Source organism: Sulfitobacter sp. M13 (assembly GCF_053474885.1).
Window position 1 is genome coordinate 191681 of the sequence record NZ_CM130281.1, and the last position, 19634, is coordinate 211314.

A 19634-nucleotide genomic window follows, 5' to 3' on the forward strand; every position below is an offset into this window, starting at 1 on the left:
GGCCAAGGTGAGTGTCCTTATAGGCACGCCTTCTCATAAGGCGGCAAGGACACCGGCGGTGTTCGTAAAAAGGGTGTAAATGGGGGGGGGAGAGGCCTAGTTGGCCATCTCCGCCCGGATTTGCTGACGCAAGATATCGATCGGCACACGTTTGCCGTCTTTCTTGTAGCACCAGTATGTCCAGCCATTGCAGCTTGGCGCTTTCTCATACGCCGCACCAACCTGGTGGATCGATCCTTTGACCTCGTTGCCGATCAGCGTGCCATCGGCACGGACCTTGGCAGAGTAACGGCCGTTGAGGGAATAAAGCTCTTCACCCGGACGCAGCATGCCACGCTCAACCAACTGGCCAAACGGCACACGCGGTTCTGCACGCTTCGACGTGGTGGTCTGCAACGCCTCTTTGTCGAATTTGCGCACGGATTTGATCCGCTTTTCAGCGACCTTGCGGTAGGCTTCTTCGCGTTCGATCCCGATGAAATCACGGCCCAACATCTTGGCAACAGCGCCTGTGGTGCCGGTACCAAAGAACGGGTCCAGCACGACATCGCCGGGGCTGGTAGAGCCGACGAGAATACGGTGCAGAAGGCTTTCGGGCTTTTGGGTCGGATGTGCCTTGTCGCCCGCGTCGTTCTTCAGACGTTCGTGGCCGGTGCAGATCGGCAGCACCCAGTCGCTGCGCATCTGGATGCCTTCGTTCAACGCCTTCAGCGCTTCGTAGTTGAAGGTATATTTCGCGTTTTCGTCCTTGCCGGCCCAGATCATCGTCTCATGGGCGTTGGTAAAACGCTTGCCGCGGAAGTTTGGCATCGGGTTCGACTTGCGCCACACCACGTCGTTCAAGATCCAGAAGCCCGCATCCTGCAATGAGGCACCGACGCGGAAGATGTTGTGGTAGCTGCCAATGACCCAGATCGCGCCATTGGGTTTCAGCAATCGACGTGCGGCTTTCAGCCATTCACGCGTAAATTTGTCATAGACGGCAAAGCTGGAAAACTGGTCCCACGCATCGTCTACGGCATCGACTTTCGAGTTATCGGGACGATGCAAGTCACCCCGCAACTGAAGGTTGTAGGGTGGGTCTGCAAAGATAAGGTCCACCGACTCCGCAGGAAGCGCATTCATCGCTTCGATACAGTCGCCAGAAATGATCGTGTTTAAAGGGAGTGCTGCCGCACCCTTGGTCATCGTCTTCATAATAGCTGCCTCTTGCCCGGCACATTGTGTGCTCTTGGTTATCCACAAGATGCCCTGACAGACGATTCATGGTCAATTTCTTTTTTGAATCAAGTGGTTAGTTATTTATCTTGATACAACATGTTGTGTACCGGCTTGAACAAACGTCTATGGTGTGGGGTCACACCAATTTCCTGCAACGCTTCCATGTGCTTTTTTGACCCGTATCCCATGTTGGTTTCCCAGCCATATCCGGGATGCTGTTGCGCCAATGACAACATGACACAATCTCGACATATTTTAGCCGCAATAGAGGCCGCAGAAATCGACTGCGATCGGGCGTCTCCCTTGATCACGGTTTCAGCGGCTACCGTCAGATCGCGCGGGATCATATTGCCGTCGATCAGCGCATAGTCCGCCGGCGTCTTCAGCCCCTCCAACGCGCGCACCATCGCAAGGTGGCTCGCCCTCAGGATGTTCAGCTCTTCGATTTCCTCGACCGAGGCATGGGCAACGCTTACATCTGCGACCTGCAAAATCTGCTCGTACAGCCGTTCGCGCGCCCGTTTGGTCAGCTTTTTTGAATCGTTCAGCCCCTCGGGGATACGGTGCGGGTCCAGCACCACGGCAGCGGCTGTGACCGGCCCCGCCAATGGCCCGCGCCCCACCTCGTCAACGCCAGCGACCCGCCGAAAGCCGCGCGCATGGGCGACCCGTTCAAATTCAAAATCTGGTTTCATAGAGTGTGCAAACCCCAACCCGCCCCAAAGCTCAAGCCCCGACACCGCGAATTGTGACATTGCGAAGACCGCGGTGCCACAATCGAAAAAGATATCCACAGACAATAAGAAAGGGAGGAATGCCCGAACATTCCTCCCTTCCCCGATGAAGGACACCTAGATGCCCCCCGGTATTGACACGCGGAGATTAACCGCGCGCCAAACTGTATCCCGCACCACGAAGGCAGCGGGCGTCATAACCATTGCGGGTGCCGCGATGGGTCCGGATTTGCTGCGCACATTGCTGCGGCAAACGGTCGGCATGACGGAAATTATTCTCGAGACAGCGGCGGCCGAACATCAGCACCTGACCGCGACGCGTATCGAAACTTTGGAAACATTGCTTGGGCAACAGCTTGGCATTGGCGTGCCTGTCGTACTGCTGGCGCTTGTACCCCTTTGGCAGCGGGCGCGGCTCTACATGGCGCTGCGCTTTGGGCGCGCGGTAGACCGGTACATGTTCAGCCCGAGGGGGGCGGGGCGCGCGGTACACAGTGTCGGGCGCATGGCGATGCTTTGACACTTCCTGCCGTGCCCGTTCATCGTCGCGCTTGTTCTTGTCGTGAATGATCTTACCGACAATGGCCACACCCAGCACCCCCACCGCGATCTTTGCCAGGTCCCTATTGCGATCACCCGCGGCGGCTGGAACGGCGGTAAAAGCCGTGATTGCGACAGCTGCGGCTGCAATCGAGGCGATGAATTTATGGTGCAATGTAAAGCGCATTGTCTGATCCTTTCGGTTAAGGGCACCATGGGAAGCACCCCATGCAAAGCCATCAAGAGCGAGGCCGTGTGATCAAAATGGGCAACCCCCCTCAGACAGGCAATAACACCCCGCTGTTATCGGATATCAAGGCCCCCCAGCCCCAATGGATATTGAATATCCGCCCGGATAAGCGCAGTCTTATATACATGAAACACATCCTCCTTTCTCTGGCCGCGGCGGGGCTGCTCGCCCTGTCCGCCCCCTCTGCCCAAGCGGCAGAATGCTTTGCCGATTATAAGGCCAAGCAGGAAAACCCCTTGCGCCTGCATTATGGTGTGGCGCAAGTATCTGGCGACTGCAGCCGCGCCACGGCACAGTCACAACTGACCAAACGCTTGGCCGCACAGGGCTGGACGCTGCTGACGGTTGTTTCTGTCTTTGGCGAAGATGGGCTTAACCAAAGGAAAGAGAGTGCCGGAAAAAACTTCCTCCGCTTCTGAGATGCGGCGCACGGGCGGACGTTTTGTCGGCGGTGGTATCTCAGCCGTCGTGGCGATCATTCTGATCGGCGCGGGGCTTTTGCTGTGGGCTCTGCCCGACGCCAACGCCTTTAACGCACAGGTCGAACGCATCTTTGTCGAAAACGACGATCTGACCACACAGGCAGAAATCAAGCTGCTTGAAATCCTTGCGCAATCGGGCACGGCTTTCTCTGAAACCCTGTCGAGCTACCGGATCGTGATCATCGTGCTGCTGGTCTTTGCCACCGCAATGCTGGTCGCGGCGCTGGTGTTCCTGATCATGCTCGTCGGCTTCAACCGCCGCATGGCGCAGATCGAACGGGTGGGGATTCAGGTGAACTCCCTGCTGATCAGCCGCGAAGAGAACACCGTCTATCTCAATAACCTCGGTTTCAAACTGACCGCCGCCGCGATGGAGACGATGTCGGTTCTCGCCGAAGCACGTATGGATGATGACGTTCTGTCCGGCTCGGAAATCGAAGGCGTCATTTCAGGCCGGACCGCCGCCGATTGTGACGAAGCGGCGGGGGCCACGCGCATCAAACGTCTACGCGACACGCTCGGCAACCAGATTGTGTCTGAACTGCTGGTCAAGAATATCGCGCGGCGCGGCTACATGCTGGCCATCGACAAGGATGTGATCAAGGTCATCTGACCCCTTCATTTTGCCCTTTAAACTCCGGGGGAGGCGCGCCCGCGCGACGGGGGCAGCGCCCCCTCTGGACACTTCGTAATGCTTGACCCTAGGGTACGCTGAAACAGCACCAAGGATCATGCCCATGCCAGCCCCCTTCAACGCGTTCAAACAGGCTTTGAAACAAGGCGATACCGTCTTTGGCTGCTGGCTGGGGCTTGCGGATACCTATAGCGCTGAACTGATGGGGACTGCGGGTTTCGACTGGCTGGTCATCGATGGCGAACACGCCCCCAACGACCTGCGCTCTATCTTGGCGCAGCTGCAGGTGCTCGAAGCATCAGACAGCCATCCGGTTGTGCGCCTCCCAGTGGGCGAGACCCACCTGATCAAACAGATGCTTGATGCCGGGGCGCAGACTTTGCTGGTGCCAATGGTCGATAACGTCGATCAGGCCCGCCAACTGGTGCGCGACGTCACCTATCCACCCCATGGCGATCGCGGCGTCGGCTATGCGCTGACCCGCGCAGCGCGGTTTTCGCAGATCGCGGATTATGGCACCACAGCGGACGACGAAATCTGTCTGCTGGTGCAGGTTGAAAGCGTTAAAGGGCTGGAGAACCTCGACGATATTTTGAAAGTTGACGGGATCGACGGGGTGTTCATCGGGCCCGCGGATCTGGCGGCGGATATGGGGTATATGGGCAATGCGCTCCACCCCGAAGTGCAAGACGCGATCATGACCGCGCTGCACAAGATCCACGCGGCGGGTAAAGCGCCGGGCATCCTGTCGACCAACGACGACATGACCCGCGATGCCCTAGAGGCAGGGGCGCAGTTTGTCGCGGTCGGGGCCGATGTGTTGATCCTTAGCCACGCGGCCCAAGCGCTTGCGGGCAAATGGCGTGATACCCTGAAATGATGCGCGGGATTGCCCTGTTGGGGTTGGGCTATGTGCTCAGCCAGTTTTTCCGCGCCTTTCTGGCCGTGCTCAGCCCCTCTTTGCGGGTCGATCTGGGGGCCACGCCCGAAGACCTCGCCTTTGCGTCGGGGCTGTGGTTCTTTTCCTTTGCGGCGATGCAACTGCCCGTTGGTTGGGCGCTGGATACAGTCGGGCCACGGCGCACGGCGGCCAGCCTGCTGCTGATTGGCGGTGGGGGCGGGGCTGCGCTTTTTGCGGTGGCAACGCAGCCGCTGCATATCAATCTGGCGATGGTGCTGATCGGGATCGGTTGCGCGCCGGTGCTGATGGCGGCCTACTATATCTTCGCGCGTGAATTTGCGCCGGGCCGTTTTGTCGTGCTGGCGTCTGTCATGGTGGGGGTCGGCACATTCGGAAACCTCGTGGCGTCCTATCCAATGGCGATTGCGGCTGAAACGATCGGCTGGCGCGCCGCGCTTTGGGGGCTTTGCACCATCACGACGCTGACGGCGATTGGCATCTGGTGTGTCGTGCGCGACCCCGCCACCCCCGAAGGGGAACAACGTGGCAGCCTGCTTGGCGTCTTTAAGATCAAAGCACTGTGGTTCATTTTCCCGATCATGAGCGTCAGCTACGCCCAGGTCGGCGCGTTGCGCGGGCTTTGGATCGGCCCCTATTTCGAGGACGTCTTTGGCGCGAATGCCCATCAAATCGGGTGGGCTACCCTACTGATGGGGATCGCGATGGTTACCGGCAGCCTTGCCTACGGCCCGCTGGACCGCTTTATCGGCAGCACAAAGTGGGTGATCATCGGGGGCACTGCGCTCAACCTTCTTACGCTGATCGCTCTTGTGATGTTCCCCGACAGCGGCATCATCCTTGCCACAGCCTTGATGGCGGCGATCGGTCTTTTTGGCGCGACATATGCAGTGATCATCGCGCATGGGCGCAGCTTTATGCCACCGCAGTTAATCGGGCGCGGCATGACCCTGCTGAACCTGTGCAGCATCGGCGGCGTCGGCGTGGCGCAGTTTCTGTCGGGCCGCGTCTATGCAGCCAGCCAGCCCGCTGTCACGGCTCAGGCCCCTTATGTGATGATATTTACCCTGTTTGTCGCGCTCATGGCGGCGGGTCTGTTTGTCTATCTGTTTTCGCGTGACGCAGGTGAATAGGCCACGACCCCTTCCCCCGCGCCCCCAAGCGGTATAAGAGGCCCGCACCATCACATTTTAGTATTGGAGTTTTAAGATGGGTTATCGCGTCGTCATCGCGGGTGCCACAGGTAATGTGGGCCGTGAAATGCTGAACATTCTGGCCGAGCGCCACTTCCCTGTAGATGAAATCGTGGCTCTTGCTTCGCGCAAGTCTATGGGATCCGAAGTCAGCTTTGGCGATAAGACACTCAAGACGAAAGACTTGGATACGTTCGACTTTACGGGCTGGGATATGGCGCTGTTTGCCGTCGGGTCAGAGGCGACAAAGAAATACGCGCCCAAGGCTGCCAAGGCCGGTTGTGTCGTGATCGATAACTCTTCGCTGTACCGCTACGATCCGGATATCCCGTTGATCGTACCAGAGGTGAACGCCCACGCGATCCACGATTACGCCAAGAAAAACATCATCGCGAACCCGAACTGCTCGACCGCGCAGATGGTTGTCGCGCTTAAGCCGCTGCACGACCGCGCCACGATCAAACGTGTTGTCGTGTCGACCTACCAGTCGGTGTCCGGTTCGGGCAAGGACGGGATGGACGAGCTGTGGGACCAGACCAAGTCGATCTATAACCCCACCGACAGCAAGCCGCCGCGCAAGTTCACCAAGCAGATCGCCTTTAACGTGATCCCGCATATCGACGTCTTTATGGACAGCGGCGACACGAAAGAAGAGTGGAAGATGATGGTTGAGACGAAGAAAATCATCGATCCCAAAATCAAGGTCACAGCGACCTGCGTGCGCGTCCCCGTCTTTGTTGGCCACGCCGAATCGATCAACATCGAATTCGAGGACCATCTTGACGAGAACGAGGCCCGCGACATCCTGCGCGAAGCCCCCGGCATCATGGTGATCGATAAGCGCGAAGACGGTGGCTATGTTACCCCCGTTGAATGTGCCGGTGATTTCGCGACCTTTATCAGCCGTATCCGTCAGGACAGTACGATCGATAACGGTCTGAACCTGTGGTGCGTGAGCGACAACCTTCGCAAGGGTGCCGCGCTGAACGCCGTGCAGATTGCTGAACTGCTGGGCCGCGAAGTGCTGAAAAAGGGCTAAGCTCCCTACCCTGAATTAAACAAAGGCCAGTGCGATGCGCTGGCCTTTGTTATGTCCGACTGCCGGCGGGCGACCCTTGGATCATGCAGCGTTATGCGCGTCTGACACGGTCGCAAAATCAAACCACAGTTTTTGTTGCCGGTACCCGCCTTTGATCAGATGCCCGAGACCCAGCACTTCGGGGAAATCCTCTGCCCAGTCACGGTAGCGATCATTTGTGACCACGACGGCCCCCATCTCGCGCGCAGCGGTCAGGATATACGGATCCGCCGGAGAGCCGCTCGGCACGACCATCACCTGATCCACCGGCAGCTTGAGCATCGCCGCAAGCGCCACATCGTCCTTAAAGGCATTCGTCAGCAGGTACCCTGCGTTTGCATCGAACACCACGCCCGTCTTGAAACCAAGCTGCGTCAGGGTGCGCACCACATCCTGCACTGGCGCGATCGACGGCGTGCCGCCCCACCAGTACATGACGTTTGACCCGTCGATCACCACCGCCCCGCGGGCACTGCGCCGGGACTGACCCGCCAGCCAGACCCGCGCTTCGCGCAGCAGCAAGATCGCGCTGGCGATGGCGCTTGGCCCCGCCAGCAAGACGAGATCCCCCCAGACAGGCTGGGAGGTCGCGATAACCGTGCCAATGATCGACACCAACAGTAAAAGCGCAGGAACAATCACGCGTCAGCGCCGCCAAAACCGCGCTGGCCTTGCTGGTCCATTATACCGGCCGGAACATCTTCTTGTCGGCGCTATAGCATTCCAGCCCGCCTTCGCCGATGTTGTGCCACAGTCCGTGCAATGTCAGCTCGCCCGCATTGACCTGCTCGGCCACAAAGGGGAACGTCATCAGGTTTTCAAGCGAAGTCATAACAGCGTGTTTCTCAAGCTGGCGCGCCTGCTCTTTCGGGTCTTCGATATCCGCGACAACTTCGTATTTCGGGCGCAGGATATCCATCCACCGTCCGACAAAACTGTCTTTGGCGTCCAGTGCCGGAGCATTGCCCTGACACATATCCAGACAGCCCTGAACACCGCCACAGCTGGAATGGCCCAGCACGATTACATGCGCGACTTTCAACGCCTGAACCGCATATTCAACCGCGGCAGAGGTACCGTGCTGCTGGCCGTCGGGCTGATAAGGTGGCACCAAGTTGGCGATATTACGGTGAATAAAAAATTCACCCTGATCTGCGCCAAAGATTGACGTCACATGAACTCGGCTGTCGCAGCATGAAATGATCATCGCACGGGGATGCTGCCCGTCGCTGGCCAACCGTCGGTACCACGACTCGTTTTCAGCGTAACTGGTTGCTTTCCAACCGAGATAGCGCTGAACCAGGTAATTCGGGAGCGGTTTCGCCTTATCCATCTGTGTCTCGCCTTTACTAAATTTTAACCGAAATACCCTGAATTCGCATCGTATTCGAGCGAAAACGCACGCGGCCGTTAACGAACTGGACATCATTTGGCCGACATAGTGCCGATGCGCTGTGGGGGCGTTATGATGAGGTGACACGAATGTATGTATTGCAAATGCGGCCAGTCGAACAAGTCCGCGTAGATCAGGAACGTCTGGGTATTTTATATGACCAACTGGGCGAAACAGGGGCCGAGGATGTGGTTTGCCGCGCGATGGAGGAATTGGCCCTGCGCATGTCACATTGCAATCGCCTATACCAAGCGTCCAACTGGCCCGAACTGCGTAAAAACTGCCGATCCCTGATCGCGATTGCCGAACAGGTCGGGCTGGAAAAACTGGCGCATGTCGCGGGGAATGTCATCTGCGCGATAGACCAGACCAGCCCGGTTGCCATTGGCGCGACGCTGACGCGGTTGATCCGCATCGGCGACCGGTCGCTGACCGCGATTTGGGACACGCAGGACTTCCCCCTTTGACGGGCTTGCAGCGGCACAGGATACGTCTAGGCTGCGGGCGAATACCACGCACGAAAGGCCTTGCCCCATGCCCGCTCTCTTCGCCGATCCCACCGCCTCTGCGATTCCGCTTCATCTGATCGGGTGCGACGCCCTGCCCGGCTGGCTCGACGGCCAGCCCGCCGCAGTGCGTAAATGGGTCGAGGTGCAGGGGTTCACCGGTGCCTTGGGACAGGCCCTGACGCTGCCGGGCGATGACAGGTCGCTTCGCATGGCGCTGGCGGGGTATGGCACAGCCAACAGCCGCACACGGGGGCGCTTTCATCTTGCAGGGGCCGCGGCCAAGCTGCCCAAGGGTGACTATGCGCTACACGCCGACCTATCCCCGGCTGACTTGGCCGTTGAAACGCTGGGTTGGTTGCTCGCCTCATACCGGTTCGACCGTTACGCCACGCAATCGCCGATGGCCGCACGCCTTGTCGCGCCAGACGGAGTTGACGCCGATCACATCCGCGCCCTCGCCGAAGGGGAAATGCTGACCCGCGATCTGATCAACACGCCTGCCTCTGATATGGGGCCGCCCGATCTGGAAGACGCCGCGCGCAAGCTTGCCGACCGACACGGGGCCCGCATCACTGTGATCACCGGCGACGATCTGCTGACCCAGAACCTTCCCCTGATCCACACCGTGGGCCGCGCCGCCGACCGCGCACCCCGCCTGATTGATATGAACTGGGGCAACAGCGGCAAGACACTGACGCTTGTCGGCAAAGGCGTCTGCTTTGATACCGGCGGGCTGAACCTGAAACCGGGCGCGTCGATGGGTCTGATGAAAAAGGACATGGGCGGTGCGGCAGCGGTGCTGGGGCTGGCGCATATGATCATGGCCACGGGAATGGAAATGCAGCTACGCGTGCTGATTCCCGCTGTTGAAAATTCGGTCTCCGGCAATGCCTTCCGCCCGCAGGATATCCTGACATCACGCAAGGGCCTCACGGTCGAAATCAACAATACCGATGCCGAAGGGCGGTTGGTGCTGGCCGATGCACTCGCACTGGCGGATGAGGACAAACCCGACCAGATCATCTCTATGGCGACGTTGACCGGTGCCGCGCGGGTCGCTGTGGGTCCTGATCTTGCGCCCTATTTCAGCGATGACCCCGATTTCATCGCCGCACTTGAAACCGCCGCGGTCACGCAGGCGGACCCCGTCTGGCGCATGCCGTTCCACGCGCCCTACGAACCATTGATCGAACCCGGCATCGCCGATCTGGATAACGCCCCCTCGGGCGGGTTCGCGGGCTGCATCACGGCGGCCCTTTTCTTGCGTCGCTTTGTCACCGACAGCCCTTACGCGCATTTCGACATCTATGGCTGGCAACCCGCCGCAGCGCCCGCCCGCGCCAAAGGCGGCGTCGGACAGGCAACCCGTGCGCTACATGCTAGCCTTGAGACGTTCCTATCCAAATGACCGACCGCCGTCTGTCTCCCAACCCCGAGCTGATCACCCAGAAAACTCCGGCGCAAATCATCGTGCCGGTCACCGATCTTGACCGCAGCCCGACCGGCCCCCGCGACCGGCAGGCGCTCTACGGTGAGATGCTGACCGTGCTGGATCGCGTCAACGGCAGCGCCTATGTGCAACTGACCAAGGATAGCTACTGCGGCTATGCCAACGAAACTGCCATCGGCCCTGTGACCACACCAACCCATGTCGTGACCGCACCGGCCACCCACGCCTATGCCCACGCCGACCTGAAATCACCCGATGTCAGTGCGCTCAGCTTTGGCAGCCGTGTTGCCGTGACCCAGACAGAAGGCCGGTTTGCGCAAACCGCGCTCGGCTATATCCCGACCCAACATCTTGCGCCGCTGCCGCACCACTTTAGCGATCCCGCCGCCGTGGCCGAGATGTTTTTGGGCACGCCCTATCTGTGGGGGGGGAACAGCCGCTGGGGGATCGATTGCTCGGGCCTCGTGCAGGCCGCATTCCTTGCCTGCGGCATTCCTTGCCCCGGCGACAGTGACCAACAGCAGTCCAGCTTTGCCGACCCCGTGCCCGATTCAAGCCATATCCCCCGCGATATTCGGCGCAATGATCTGCTGTTCTGGAAAGGTCATGTCGCACTCGTGCTTGACCCCACCACGATGATCCACGCAAACGCGCATCACATGGCCGTCACACGCGAACCCGTTCAGGACGCGTTGACACGTATCGCCAAAATCGACGGCCCGCTGACCGGACACAAACGCCTAAGCCCTTCCAAATGGCCTTAGATCCATCCCCGGTTACCGCGCACGCGATCGGTTAGTTGTCTACCGCACGGATCATCTTGCGCTCGAGCACCCGCAGCACGGAGGCAAGGTCCTGACCGCGCCGCAGCACTTGCCCGTTGGCACCAATGACTGCGTACATCCCCTGTTTCATCCGTAACTTGGGGCGTTTCTCGATGCGGTACAGTGGTATCTCGGCGGTCCTGTGAAAGATCGAAAACACAGCAACCTCTCGCAGCAAAGAGATGCCATAGTCGCGCCATTCACCCGCCGCGACCATTCGGCCGTAAAGCGACAGGATCGGGCCAAGTTCGGTCCGGTGAAAGGAAACCTGCTCGGGCGCGCGTTCGTTCTGCGGGTGTGAGGGATGGATATGCACTGTCATACTTTGACAGTTGCGCCCTTCGACGCTCAAATCAAGAGAGCCCGCAGATCAAATCTCTTGAACGCGTTACATTATCTGTGCAAGCATTCAAAATGTGAAACATAAAGGCCCGTCATGACCCCGCAACTCCGTGCTGAAAAATCCGCTGCCGCCATGTGGTCAACCGATACAGCAAGCCAGTCGTTGGGCATGCGGGTCGACCATATCGGCCCTGGAGAGGCAGACCTGTCGATGGTGATCACCCCGGTCATGCTTAACGGCCACGGCATCGCACACGGCGGGTATATCTTTACCCTCGCGGACAGCGCATTTGCCTTTGCCTGCAACAGCTACAACCAGCTTGCCGTGGCCCAACAGAACCAGATTTCCTACCTCGCCCCCGGCAAACCGGACGAACGACTGCTGGCAACAGCGCGGGAACAATCAAAAACCGGACGCTCCGGCGTTTATGACGTGACAGTCACGGGGGAGGACGGGCGCACCATCGCCTTGTTCCGTGGCCTGTCACGCACCATCAAAGGCCACCATTTCGAGGAGGAAATGACCCCATGAAAGACCTCACGCCCGCCCGATCATCCCTCGACCCGATCGAGCTTGCCAGCCGCGATGAAATCAGCGCCCTACAGCTGGAGCGGCTGAAGAAATCACTGCACCACGCCTATGCGAACGTCCCCTTTTACCGCCAAAGCTTTGACACAGCGGGCGTACACCCCGACGACCTACACAGCCTGTCGGATCTTGCAAAGTTCCCCTTCACCGTTAAAACTGATCTACGCGATAATTACCCTTTTGGCATGTTCGCCGTGCCCCGCGACCAGCTGGCGCGCATCCATGCGTCATCGGGCACGACGGGCCAGCCAACGGTCGTGGGTTATACGAAAAACGACCTCGCCAATTGGGGAACTGTCATGGGGCGGTCCCTGCGTGCTGCGGGGCTCAAACCCGGCGACATGCTGCACAATGCTTATGGGTATGGGCTGTTTACGGGCGGGTTAGGGGTACATCTGGGGGCTGATAACCTCGGACTTAGCACGGTGCCGATCTCGGGCGGGATGACCCCGCGGCAGGTGCGCCTGATCGAAGATTTCAAGCCCGACGGCATCACGGTGACGCCTTCTTACGCGCTATCGATCCTCGACGAATACGCGCGTCAAGGCATCGACCCGCGCCACTCCTCGCTACAGGTGGGTATCTTCGGGGCCGAACCCTGGACCAACGCCATGCGGATCGAGATCGAACAGGCGTTCGATATGCACGCCGTTGATATCTATGGCCTGTCCGAGATCATGGGCCCCGGTGTCTCTTGCGAATGCGTCGAGACCAAGGACGGGCTGCACATCTGGGAGGATCATTTCTATCCCGAAGTGATCAACCCCGAAACAGGCCAGCCCGTAGCCGACGGCGAAAAAGGCGAACTGGTGTTTACATCGCTCACCAAAGAGGCGTTTCCGATCATCCGCTACCGCACCCGCGACCTGACCCGCCTGCTGGCCGGCACCGCGCGCAGCATGCGCCGGATGGAAAAAGTCACCGGCCGCAGCGACGATATGATCATCCTGCGCGGCGTCAATGTGTTCCCCACGCAGATCGAGGAAGCCCTGATGGCGACACCCGGACTCGCCCCGCATTTCCAGATCGAGCTGAGCAAACCGGACCGGATGGATCAGATGCGCGTGCTGTGCGAATGTGCCGACGCCACCGTTGGCGGACTCGCCCGTGAGGCTGCAGCGCAACAACTGGCCGCGCAGATCAAAGAGACCGTGGGCATCAGCGTGCAAATCGACGTGGGCGATGTGAACAGCATCACCCGCTCCGAAGGCAAAGCCGTGCGCATCATCGACAACCGCCCCAAAGGCTAGCCGCCGCAGCGCGCCTGCAAACCCATCGGCCGCGCACGCCACCACGCGGTCGATCTAGACCTCTGAAATTGCGGGGACGCTGCCGAATAGACTGCCACGCTCCGCCCCCTGAACTGACAGCGTCCCCCACCCAAAGCAGATGTATTTGCATCACAGCACTGTTGCCCCGTTGCACGAAGCACAAGCAGCCGCTACCAATTCCACATGCTGGCGATCTTTCTCAAAACACTGCCCTTTTTCGCGCTGATCGGTCTGGGCTATTGGGCCGGGCGCACACGGTTCTTCACCGCAGAAGCCACGGCCTATCTGACCAAGTTCGTCTTCTATTTTGCGCTCTCCGCCATGCTGTTCCGCTTTTCTGCCAATCTGTCCCTGGCAGAGGTCTGGGACACACGGCTTGTCGCGGCCTATCTGTGGGGAACAGGGTTCGTCTATGGCATCGCCACGTTGGTCGGCTTTTGGCGCGGGCTTGACGTTCCCAGCACCGCAATGGAGGCGCAATGCGCCGTCATCGGCAACACCGGCTTTCTTGGCGTCCCCATGCTCACGCTTTTGCTCGGGGCAGAGGCAATCGGCCCTGTGGTACTGGCACTGGCGGTAGATCTGATCGTCTTCTCCAGCCTCATCGTCATCCTGATCACCGGGTCGCGCGACGGCCAACTTAGCTTGCGCGCCTTGCGCACCATTGGCTTGGGGCTGGTGAAAAACCCGATGATCGTTGCGATGACATTGGGCTTCTTCTGGTCCGGCCTGCGCATCCCCATTCCGGCCCCGATGAATGACTTTCTGGCGATCCTGGGCGGTGCGGCAACCCCTGGCGCGTTGTTCGCAATCGGCGCCTCGCTGGCCACAAAATCTGCCGAAAAACTGCACGTTGCAGGCTGGCTGTCTTTTTGCAAGTTGGTGCTGCACCCCGCGTTTGTCGCCCTTGCTGCGCTGTGGCTGTTCCATGTGGACCCGTATAAGGCAGGTGTTATCATCGCCACCGCCGCGCTGCCCGTTGCGGGCAATGTCTATATGCTCGCCCAACACTACAACGTAGGGCCGCAACGTGTCTCTGCTGCGATACTGGTGTCAACGCTGTTCAGCATCCTCAGCGTCAGTCTCGTGATCGCATGGGTGACGGGCCTGTAGCCTTCACCCTTTTCGCAAATACGCGCCGCGCAGCGTCCCGCCCTTGCCGCCCGCGTCGATGCCCGATAGCCATATACCAACCAGACACAGGAGACGCCCGATGAAAACGATTTCCGAGAACACCAGCTTCAGAGGCACCCAAGGCGTCTATTCCCACCGCTCCACGGCCTGCAGCTGCGATATGACCTTTGCCCTGTTCCTCCCCGAAGAGGCCAAGCAGGGACCGGTACCGCTGATGTGGTTCCTGTCAGGCCTGACCTGCACCCACGAAAACGCGATGACCAAGGCAGGGGCACAGGCATGGGCCGCTGAACACGGGATCGCAGTCGTTTTTCCTGATACATCGCCGCGCGGGGATGATGTGGCCGATGATGACGCCTATGATCTGGGCAAAGGCGCGGGCTTTTATGTGAACGCCACACAAGACCCGTGGAAGCCGCATTTCAAGATGTGGGACTATATCGCCGACGAACTGCCTGCGCTGCTTGGCGAAAATTTCGCGCTGGATATGGACCGTCAGGCGATCTGCGGGCACTCGATGGGCGGGCACGGGGCGCTGACGCTGGCGATGAACTTGCCGGGACGGTTTACCTCGGTCTCTGCCTTCGCACCGATCGCCCACCCCACCAGCAGCGATTGGGGTCGCAAACAGCTGGCCGCATACCTTGGCAATGACGAAACCACATGGGCCAAACATGACGCAACGCTTTTGATGGCCGAACGCGGTTTTGACGGCCCGATCCTGATTGATCAGGGCACGGATGATCAGTTCCTTGATCTGCTCAAGCCCGAAGCATTGGCCGAGGCGATAGCGAAGGCGCGCCAGAATGCCACACTGCGGATGCAACCGGGGTACGATCACAGCTATTTCTTCATCTCGACGTTCATGGAAGACCACATCGCGTTCCATGCCGACGCCCTGTATGCGCGATAGGCTGGGACAATGACCGCGCTTTATATCGACGCTGATGCCTGCCCCGTCAAAGCAGAGGCCGAACGCGTGGCCACCCGTCACAAGGTACGGATGTATGTGGTGTCCAACGGCGGGCTGCGCCCCTCGCAGAACCCATTGGTCGAAACGGTGATTGTCCCCGACGGCCCCGACATCGCCGACATCTGGATCGCAGACCGCTGCGGCCCTGACGATGTGGTGGTCACGGGCGATATCCCCCTAGCGGCGCGCTGCGTCGAAGCGGGCGCACGGGTGCTGAAACACAACGGCGAAGCGCTGACCTCGGCCAATATCGGTAACGTATTGGCAACCCGCGATCTGATGACCGACCTGCGCGCCGCCGACCCGTTCCGTCAGGGCGGTGGCAAAGGGTTTACAAAGGCAGACCGCTCCCGTTTTCTGGAAGCGCTAGAGCGCGAACTTCGCGCGGCACAACGGTAGGGCTCGGGGCAGCAAGACCCCTTCGGACCCGGCAAAAGGAAGAGCACATGAAACCAGCAGCAGTCGTCTTTGACATTGGAAATGTGCTGATCGAATGGCAGCCCGAACGGTTCTACGATTCCGTCATCGGAGAGGAACGCCGCCGCGCCATGTTCGCCGAAGTCGACCTGCACGGCATGAACGACCGCGTCGACAGCGGGCAGCATTTTACCGACACGATCTATGCCGCCGCCGAGGAAAACCCCGCGTGGCGCGCTGAAATCCGCATGTGGCACGACCGCTGGATCGAGATGGCAGCGCCCGTGATCCCCCGCTCATTGCGGCTGAAAGAAGCGCTGCAGGCCAAGGACGTGCCTGTTTTTTCGCTGACCAATTTCGGCATCCAGTCCTATGATCTTGCGGCGCAGCACTACCCTTTCTTGCGTGCGTTCGATCGCGATTTTATCTCGGGCCATATGGGCATGATCAAGCCGGACCCTGCGATCTATGCCGCACTTGAAGAAACCTCAGGCCTGTCAGGCGACGCGCTGTTGTTCGCCGATGACCGCATTGACAATATCAACGCCGCAAACGCCCGTGACTGGCAAACCCACCACTTCACCGGACCGGACGGGTGGGCCGACAGGCTGGTCACCGCAGGTCTGCTGACCGAGGAAGAAGCCGCATGACCCAGTTCGATATTATCCCCTTTGACCAAGGCGAGGCGCTGCTGGACTGGATCGGCCTGACCGATGCGCTGGCCGCCGGCCACAAACTACCGCGCGCCGAGATTGCGGATACGTTTTTGTACCGTGGCAAGGACACGCTGCTGAACCGCGCCGCCTGGATCGACGGGCTGGGGCTGGCCGTGAAATCCGCCACCATTTTTCCCGACAACCCCGCCAAAGGGGCACCGATGGTGAACGGTGGCGTGTCGCTTTATGCCGACGATCACGGCGCGCTCGAGGCGCTGGTGGATTTTCACCTTGTTACCAAATGGAAAACCGCCGGTGACAGTCTGCTGGCGGCCCGCAAGCTTGCCCGCCCTGACAGCCGCAAAATCCTGATTGTCGGCGCAGGCACCCAAGGGCGCGGACTGCATGCCGCCTATAGCGCGGTCTTTCCCGATGCCGAATTTACCGTGTGGAACCGCTCTGCCCCGAATGCGCAAGCGATGGCCCGCGATATCAAGGGTCTGAAGATCGCCGACAACCTTGAGACCGCCGTGCGCCACGCGGACATCATCACCAGCGCCACCATGTCGATCGAGCCGCTGATCAAGGGCGCGTGGCTGCAACCCGGCCAGCACCTTGACCTGATCGGAGCCTATCGCCCCGACATGCGCGAGGTCGACGACGCGGCGCTGACCAGAACAAGACTATTCGTCGACAGCCTCGACACCACGGTCGACCACATCGGAGAGCTGAAAATCCCCATCGCCCAAGGGGTGCTTTCTGCCAATGACATCGTCGCGGATTACTATGATATGGGATCCTTTACCCGCCAGTCAGACGACGAGATCACCCTGTTCAAAAACGGCGGGGGCGCGCATCTGGACCTGATGACCAGCCGCTACATCCTTGACCGGTGGCGCGCGCGTAGATGATCTGGTTTCTCCTTCTTGGTATGCTGGTGGTTGCGATCCCGCTTGTGATTGAACGCAACCGCGCCGAGATGGAGGACGCGGACCGGGGCAGCGCTTCTGGCCAGTTTGCAGAGCTGCCAGGCGGCGTGACCCACTATGAATGGATCGGCCCAGCCCAAGGGCCTGTTGCTGTCTGTGTGCACGGGCTGACCACCCCCAGCCTTGCCTGGCGCGCTGTGGCCCGGGGGCTGGCATCGATGGGCTATCGCACTTTGACCTATGATCTTTACGGGCGGGGATATTCAGACCGCCCTTCCGGACCGCAGGACCGACAGTTCTTTATCAAACAACTACAAGACCTGCTGGAAGACCAGGACGTGACCGGCAGTTTTACCCTGTTGGGCTATTCCATGGGGGGCTCTATCGCGACCTGTTTTGCCGCGGCCTTCCCCGACCGGGTCGAACGGCTGATCTTGCTGGCACCGGCAGGCATGGGGCTGGCGCACAACAAGCTGGTAGATTTCATGGCCAAAACGCCGGTTATTGGCGATTGGCTGATGCTGGTGCTTTTCCCACCCACATTCCGCCGCGGCATCAAGGCCGAACGCGACACCCCCGTGCAGGTGCCACATATCCATGACCATCAGGCAGAGCAGCTGGACTATAAGCATTATGTTCCCGCGGTGCTGGCCAGCCGCCGCGGTATTCTGGCTGACGTGCTACGCGACGAACACCGCGCGATCCAGTCGTTCGACATCCCTGTACTGGCGGTGTGGGGCGACGAGGATCGGGTGATCCCCGCCTCAGCCATCGGCAGCCTCGCCGAATGGAACCGGACCGCCGAACACGAGGTGATCGCGGGTGCAGGCCATGGCCTGCCCTATACCCACGCGCCCCAGATTGTCGCGGCGATCAGGGCGCATATTAGCGCAACGCCCTAAGTCGTCACCAGTCCGGGCAACCGGCGTTCGCGGATCGGCAGATGGATCAGTGCGCTAAACGCGCCGACGGCCACGCCGATCCACCATACGACCGTGTAATCGCCGTAAGCATCGTACATCCGCCCGCCCAGCCAAACGCCTAAAAAGCTGCCCAATTGGTGGCTGAAAAACACAATTCCGTACAGCGTGCCCATATAGCGCAGCCCATAGATATGCGCGACCAAACCACTGGTCAGCGGCACCGTTGCCAGCCACAACGCCCCCATGCCGACAGAGAACAGAATGACCGATACCGGCGTGATCGGCAGCATAATGAAGAGCGCCGCGATCACGGTACGCCCCGTATAAATCGCCGCCAAAAGGTATTTCTTGGAATACCGCTTACCGGCCCACCCCGCCAGCAAGGTACCGGCGATGTTGGCCAGACCAATCAGCGAAATCGCAACCGCGCCAAGCGCCGAAGTCGTCGTGATCCCGATATTATGCAGCAGGCCACCGGCAAGGATCGGACCGCAGAGCTCTGTCACGAAGGCGGGGAAATGCGCGGTGATAAAAGCCAGCTGATACCCGCAGGAGAAAAAGCCGATAAAAATGAAGGTAAATGTCGGATCGCGCAGCGCTTTGCCCAAGATTTGTGACAGGCTTTCCTCCAGCTCGGCCTTGCTTGCCATGGCAGGCGTGCGCATCAACGGCAGCGTCAAAAGCATCGCCATGATCGCGCCGGCAAAGACGAGGAATGTCGCCTGCCAGCTGAGGAAACCCAGCAGCCATTCAGCCACCGGTGCCCCAAAGACCTGACCCGCGCTGCCCGCAGCGGTGGCGATGGCCAGCGACATCGACCTGTTCTCGGCGGTAGAGGCGCGGCCAACCACAGCCAGAATAACGCCAAATCCTGTCCCCGCGATCCCGAACCCGACCAGCCACGCATAGGTCTGATGTTCGATGGGGGACACGGAATTGGCCGATAGAACCAGCCCCACGGCATAGATCACGGACCCGATGATGATGGCGCGACGGTCACCGATTTTTTCTGCCATCGCGCCAAAGATCGGTTGCCCGATGCCCCACGCGAGGTTCTGGATCGCGATGGCTAACGAAAACTCTGACCGGAGCCAGCCGAATTCTTCTGCGATCGGGATTTGAAACACACCAAAGGATGCGCGCACGGCGAAGCTGACCATGATGATCAAACAC

Annotated in this window: 23 protein-coding genes; 16 read left to right on the plus strand and 7 right to left on the minus strand. The window is 59.8% G+C overall.

Translation table 11 applies throughout. The features are described 5' to 3' along the window. Positions 1 to 96: 96 nt before the first annotated feature. The 3 genes from ACVBAU_RS00875 to ACVBAU_RS00885 all read right to left on the minus strand — a co-directional run bounded on the left by ACVBAU_RS00875 (position 97) and on the right by ACVBAU_RS00885 (position 2682). Positions 97 to 1197, minus strand: a complete 1101-nt coding sequence (locus ACVBAU_RS00875; RefSeq protein WP_448327349.1) for a DNA methyltransferase — start codon at positions 1195 to 1197, stop codon at positions 97 to 99. 101 nt (positions 1198 to 1298) lie between these two features. Beyond that, positions 1299 to 1916, minus strand: coding sequence for a ribonuclease HII (locus tag ACVBAU_RS00880; RefSeq protein ID WP_448328867.1), 618 nt, complete (start codon positions 1914 to 1916; stop codon positions 1299 to 1301). Between the two features lie 187 nt (positions 1917 to 2103). Next, entirely contained in the window at positions 2104 to 2682 is a 579-nt protein-coding gene (locus ACVBAU_RS00885) for a hypothetical protein (protein ID WP_138924815.1), read from the minus strand. Positions 2683 to 2870: 188 nt separating this feature from the next. Between ACVBAU_RS00885 and ACVBAU_RS00890 the strand changes: the two genes are divergently transcribed. The 5 genes from ACVBAU_RS00890 to ACVBAU_RS00910 all read left to right on the plus strand — a co-directional run bounded on the left by ACVBAU_RS00890 (position 2871) and on the right by ACVBAU_RS00910 (position 7012). After that, positions 2871 to 3164, plus strand: coding sequence for a hypothetical protein (locus tag ACVBAU_RS00890; RefSeq protein WP_093732148.1), 294 nt, complete (start codon positions 2871 to 2873; stop codon positions 3162 to 3164). A gap of 1 nt (position 3165) precedes the next feature. After that, positions 3166 to 3840, plus strand: a complete 675-nt coding sequence (locus tag ACVBAU_RS00895; protein ID WP_443070053.1) for a winged helix-turn-helix domain-containing protein — start codon at positions 3166 to 3168, stop codon at positions 3838 to 3840. 124 nt (positions 3841 to 3964) lie between these two features. Then, positions 3965 to 4741, plus strand: a complete 777-nt coding sequence (locus tag ACVBAU_RS00900) for an aldolase/citrate lyase family protein (protein WP_448327351.1) — start codon at positions 3965 to 3967, stop codon at positions 4739 to 4741. After that, positions 4738 to 5913: an MFS transporter gene (locus ACVBAU_RS00905; protein WP_448327353.1), complete on the plus strand. Its 1176-nt coding sequence runs from the start codon at positions 4738 to 4740 to the stop codon at positions 5911 to 5913. The genes ACVBAU_RS00900 and ACVBAU_RS00905 overlap by 4 nt, the downstream gene beginning before the upstream one ends. 76 nt (positions 5914 to 5989) lie before the next feature. Next, positions 5990 to 7012 carry an aspartate-semialdehyde dehydrogenase gene (locus ACVBAU_RS00910; protein ID WP_138924811.1) on the plus strand — a complete coding sequence of 341 codons (1023 nt, stop codon included), beginning with the start codon at positions 5990 to 5992 and terminating at the stop codon, positions 7010 to 7012. An 81-nt stretch (positions 7013 to 7093) separates the two neighbouring features. On the opposite strand, the gene ACVBAU_RS00915 is transcribed toward ACVBAU_RS00910, so the two are convergent. Together ACVBAU_RS00915 and ACVBAU_RS00920 are read right to left on the minus strand one after the other, a co-directional pair. Next, positions 7094 to 7693, minus strand: coding sequence for an NYN domain-containing protein (locus ACVBAU_RS00915; protein ID WP_448327355.1), 600 nt, complete (start codon positions 7691 to 7693; stop codon positions 7094 to 7096). 40 nt (positions 7694 to 7733) lie between these two features. Further along, positions 7734 to 8384 (minus strand): carbonic anhydrase, encoded by a 651-nt coding sequence (locus ACVBAU_RS00920; RefSeq protein WP_138924809.1) that lies wholly within the window; start codon positions 8382 to 8384, stop codon positions 7734 to 7736. Between the two features lie 149 nt (positions 8385 to 8533). Here ACVBAU_RS00920 and ACVBAU_RS00925 point away from each other — a divergent pair, with 149 nt between their 5' ends. The 3 genes from ACVBAU_RS00925 (at position 8534) to ACVBAU_RS00935 (ending at position 11167) form a co-directional block, all read left to right on the plus strand. Further along, positions 8534 to 8911: a hypothetical protein gene (locus ACVBAU_RS00925; protein ID WP_254700483.1), complete on the plus strand. Its 378-nt coding sequence runs from the start codon at positions 8534 to 8536 to the stop codon at positions 8909 to 8911. Between the two features lie 67 nt (positions 8912 to 8978). Next, entirely contained in the window at positions 8979 to 10361 is a 1383-nt protein-coding gene (locus ACVBAU_RS00930; protein WP_448327358.1) for a leucyl aminopeptidase family protein, read from the plus strand. After that, a complete protein-coding gene (locus tag ACVBAU_RS00935) occupies positions 10358 to 11167 on the plus strand; it encodes a C40 family peptidase (RefSeq protein WP_448327360.1) in 810 nt (269 codons plus the stop codon). Before ACVBAU_RS00930 ends, ACVBAU_RS00935 begins: the two co-directional genes overlap by 4 nt. Positions 11168 to 11198: 31 nt before the next feature. Here ACVBAU_RS00935 and ACVBAU_RS00940 read toward each other — a convergent pair whose 3' ends face one another. After that, positions 11199 to 11549, minus strand: a complete 351-nt coding sequence (locus tag ACVBAU_RS00940) for a DUF2794 domain-containing protein (protein WP_335744617.1) — start codon at positions 11547 to 11549, stop codon at positions 11199 to 11201. A gap of 114 nt (positions 11550 to 11663) precedes the next feature. Between ACVBAU_RS00940 and paaI the strand changes: the two genes are divergently transcribed. The 8 genes from paaI (at position 11664) to ACVBAU_RS00980 (ending at position 18440) form a co-directional block, all read left to right on the plus strand. Next, complete coding sequence (paaI, locus tag ACVBAU_RS00945) at positions 11664 to 12101, plus strand: hydroxyphenylacetyl-CoA thioesterase PaaI (protein WP_335744618.1); 438 nt, start codon at positions 11664 to 11666, stop codon at positions 12099 to 12101. Then, positions 12098 to 13408 carry a phenylacetate--CoA ligase PaaK gene (gene paaK / locus ACVBAU_RS00950; RefSeq protein WP_138924804.1) on the plus strand — a complete coding sequence of 437 codons (1311 nt, stop codon included), beginning with the start codon at positions 12098 to 12100 and terminating at the stop codon, positions 13406 to 13408. The genes paaI and paaK overlap by 4 nt, the downstream gene beginning before the upstream one ends. 204 nt (positions 13409 to 13612) lie before the next feature. After that, positions 13613 to 14542 (plus strand): AEC family transporter, encoded by a 930-nt coding sequence (locus ACVBAU_RS00955; protein ID WP_138924803.1) that lies wholly within the window; start codon positions 13613 to 13615, stop codon positions 14540 to 14542. A 100-nt stretch (positions 14543 to 14642) separates the two neighbouring features. Beyond that, positions 14643 to 15476 carry an S-formylglutathione hydrolase gene (fghA, locus tag ACVBAU_RS00960; RefSeq protein WP_335744620.1) on the plus strand — a complete coding sequence of 278 codons (834 nt, stop codon included), beginning with the start codon at positions 14643 to 14645 and terminating at the stop codon, positions 15474 to 15476. A 9-nt stretch (positions 15477 to 15485) separates the two neighbouring features. Further along, the gene (locus ACVBAU_RS00965; RefSeq protein WP_448327364.1) at positions 15486 to 15935 is read left to right on the plus strand and encodes a YaiI/YqxD family protein; all 450 of its coding nucleotides are present in this window, start codon (positions 15486 to 15488) and stop codon (positions 15933 to 15935) included. A 47-nt stretch (positions 15936 to 15982) separates the two neighbouring features. After that, positions 15983 to 16603, plus strand: coding sequence for an HAD-IA family hydrolase (locus ACVBAU_RS00970; RefSeq protein WP_448327366.1), 621 nt, complete (start codon positions 15983 to 15985; stop codon positions 16601 to 16603). After that, the gene (locus ACVBAU_RS00975; RefSeq protein ID WP_448327367.1) at positions 16600 to 17520 is read left to right on the plus strand and encodes an ornithine cyclodeaminase family protein; all 921 of its coding nucleotides are present in this window, start codon (positions 16600 to 16602) and stop codon (positions 17518 to 17520) included. Before ACVBAU_RS00970 ends, ACVBAU_RS00975 begins: the two co-directional genes overlap by 4 nt. Next, the gene (locus tag ACVBAU_RS00980; RefSeq protein ID WP_448327369.1) at positions 17517 to 18440 is read left to right on the plus strand and encodes an alpha/beta fold hydrolase; all 924 of its coding nucleotides are present in this window, start codon (positions 17517 to 17519) and stop codon (positions 18438 to 18440) included. The genes ACVBAU_RS00975 and ACVBAU_RS00980 overlap by 4 nt, the downstream gene beginning before the upstream one ends. Here the strand turns inward: ACVBAU_RS00980 and ACVBAU_RS00985 are convergent. After that, positions 18437 to 19621: an MFS transporter gene (locus tag ACVBAU_RS00985; protein WP_448328869.1), complete on the minus strand. Its 1185-nt coding sequence runs from the start codon at positions 19619 to 19621 to the stop codon at positions 18437 to 18439. The genes ACVBAU_RS00980 and ACVBAU_RS00985 overlap by 4 nt on opposite strands. Positions 19622 to 19634: the final 13 nt, after the last annotated feature.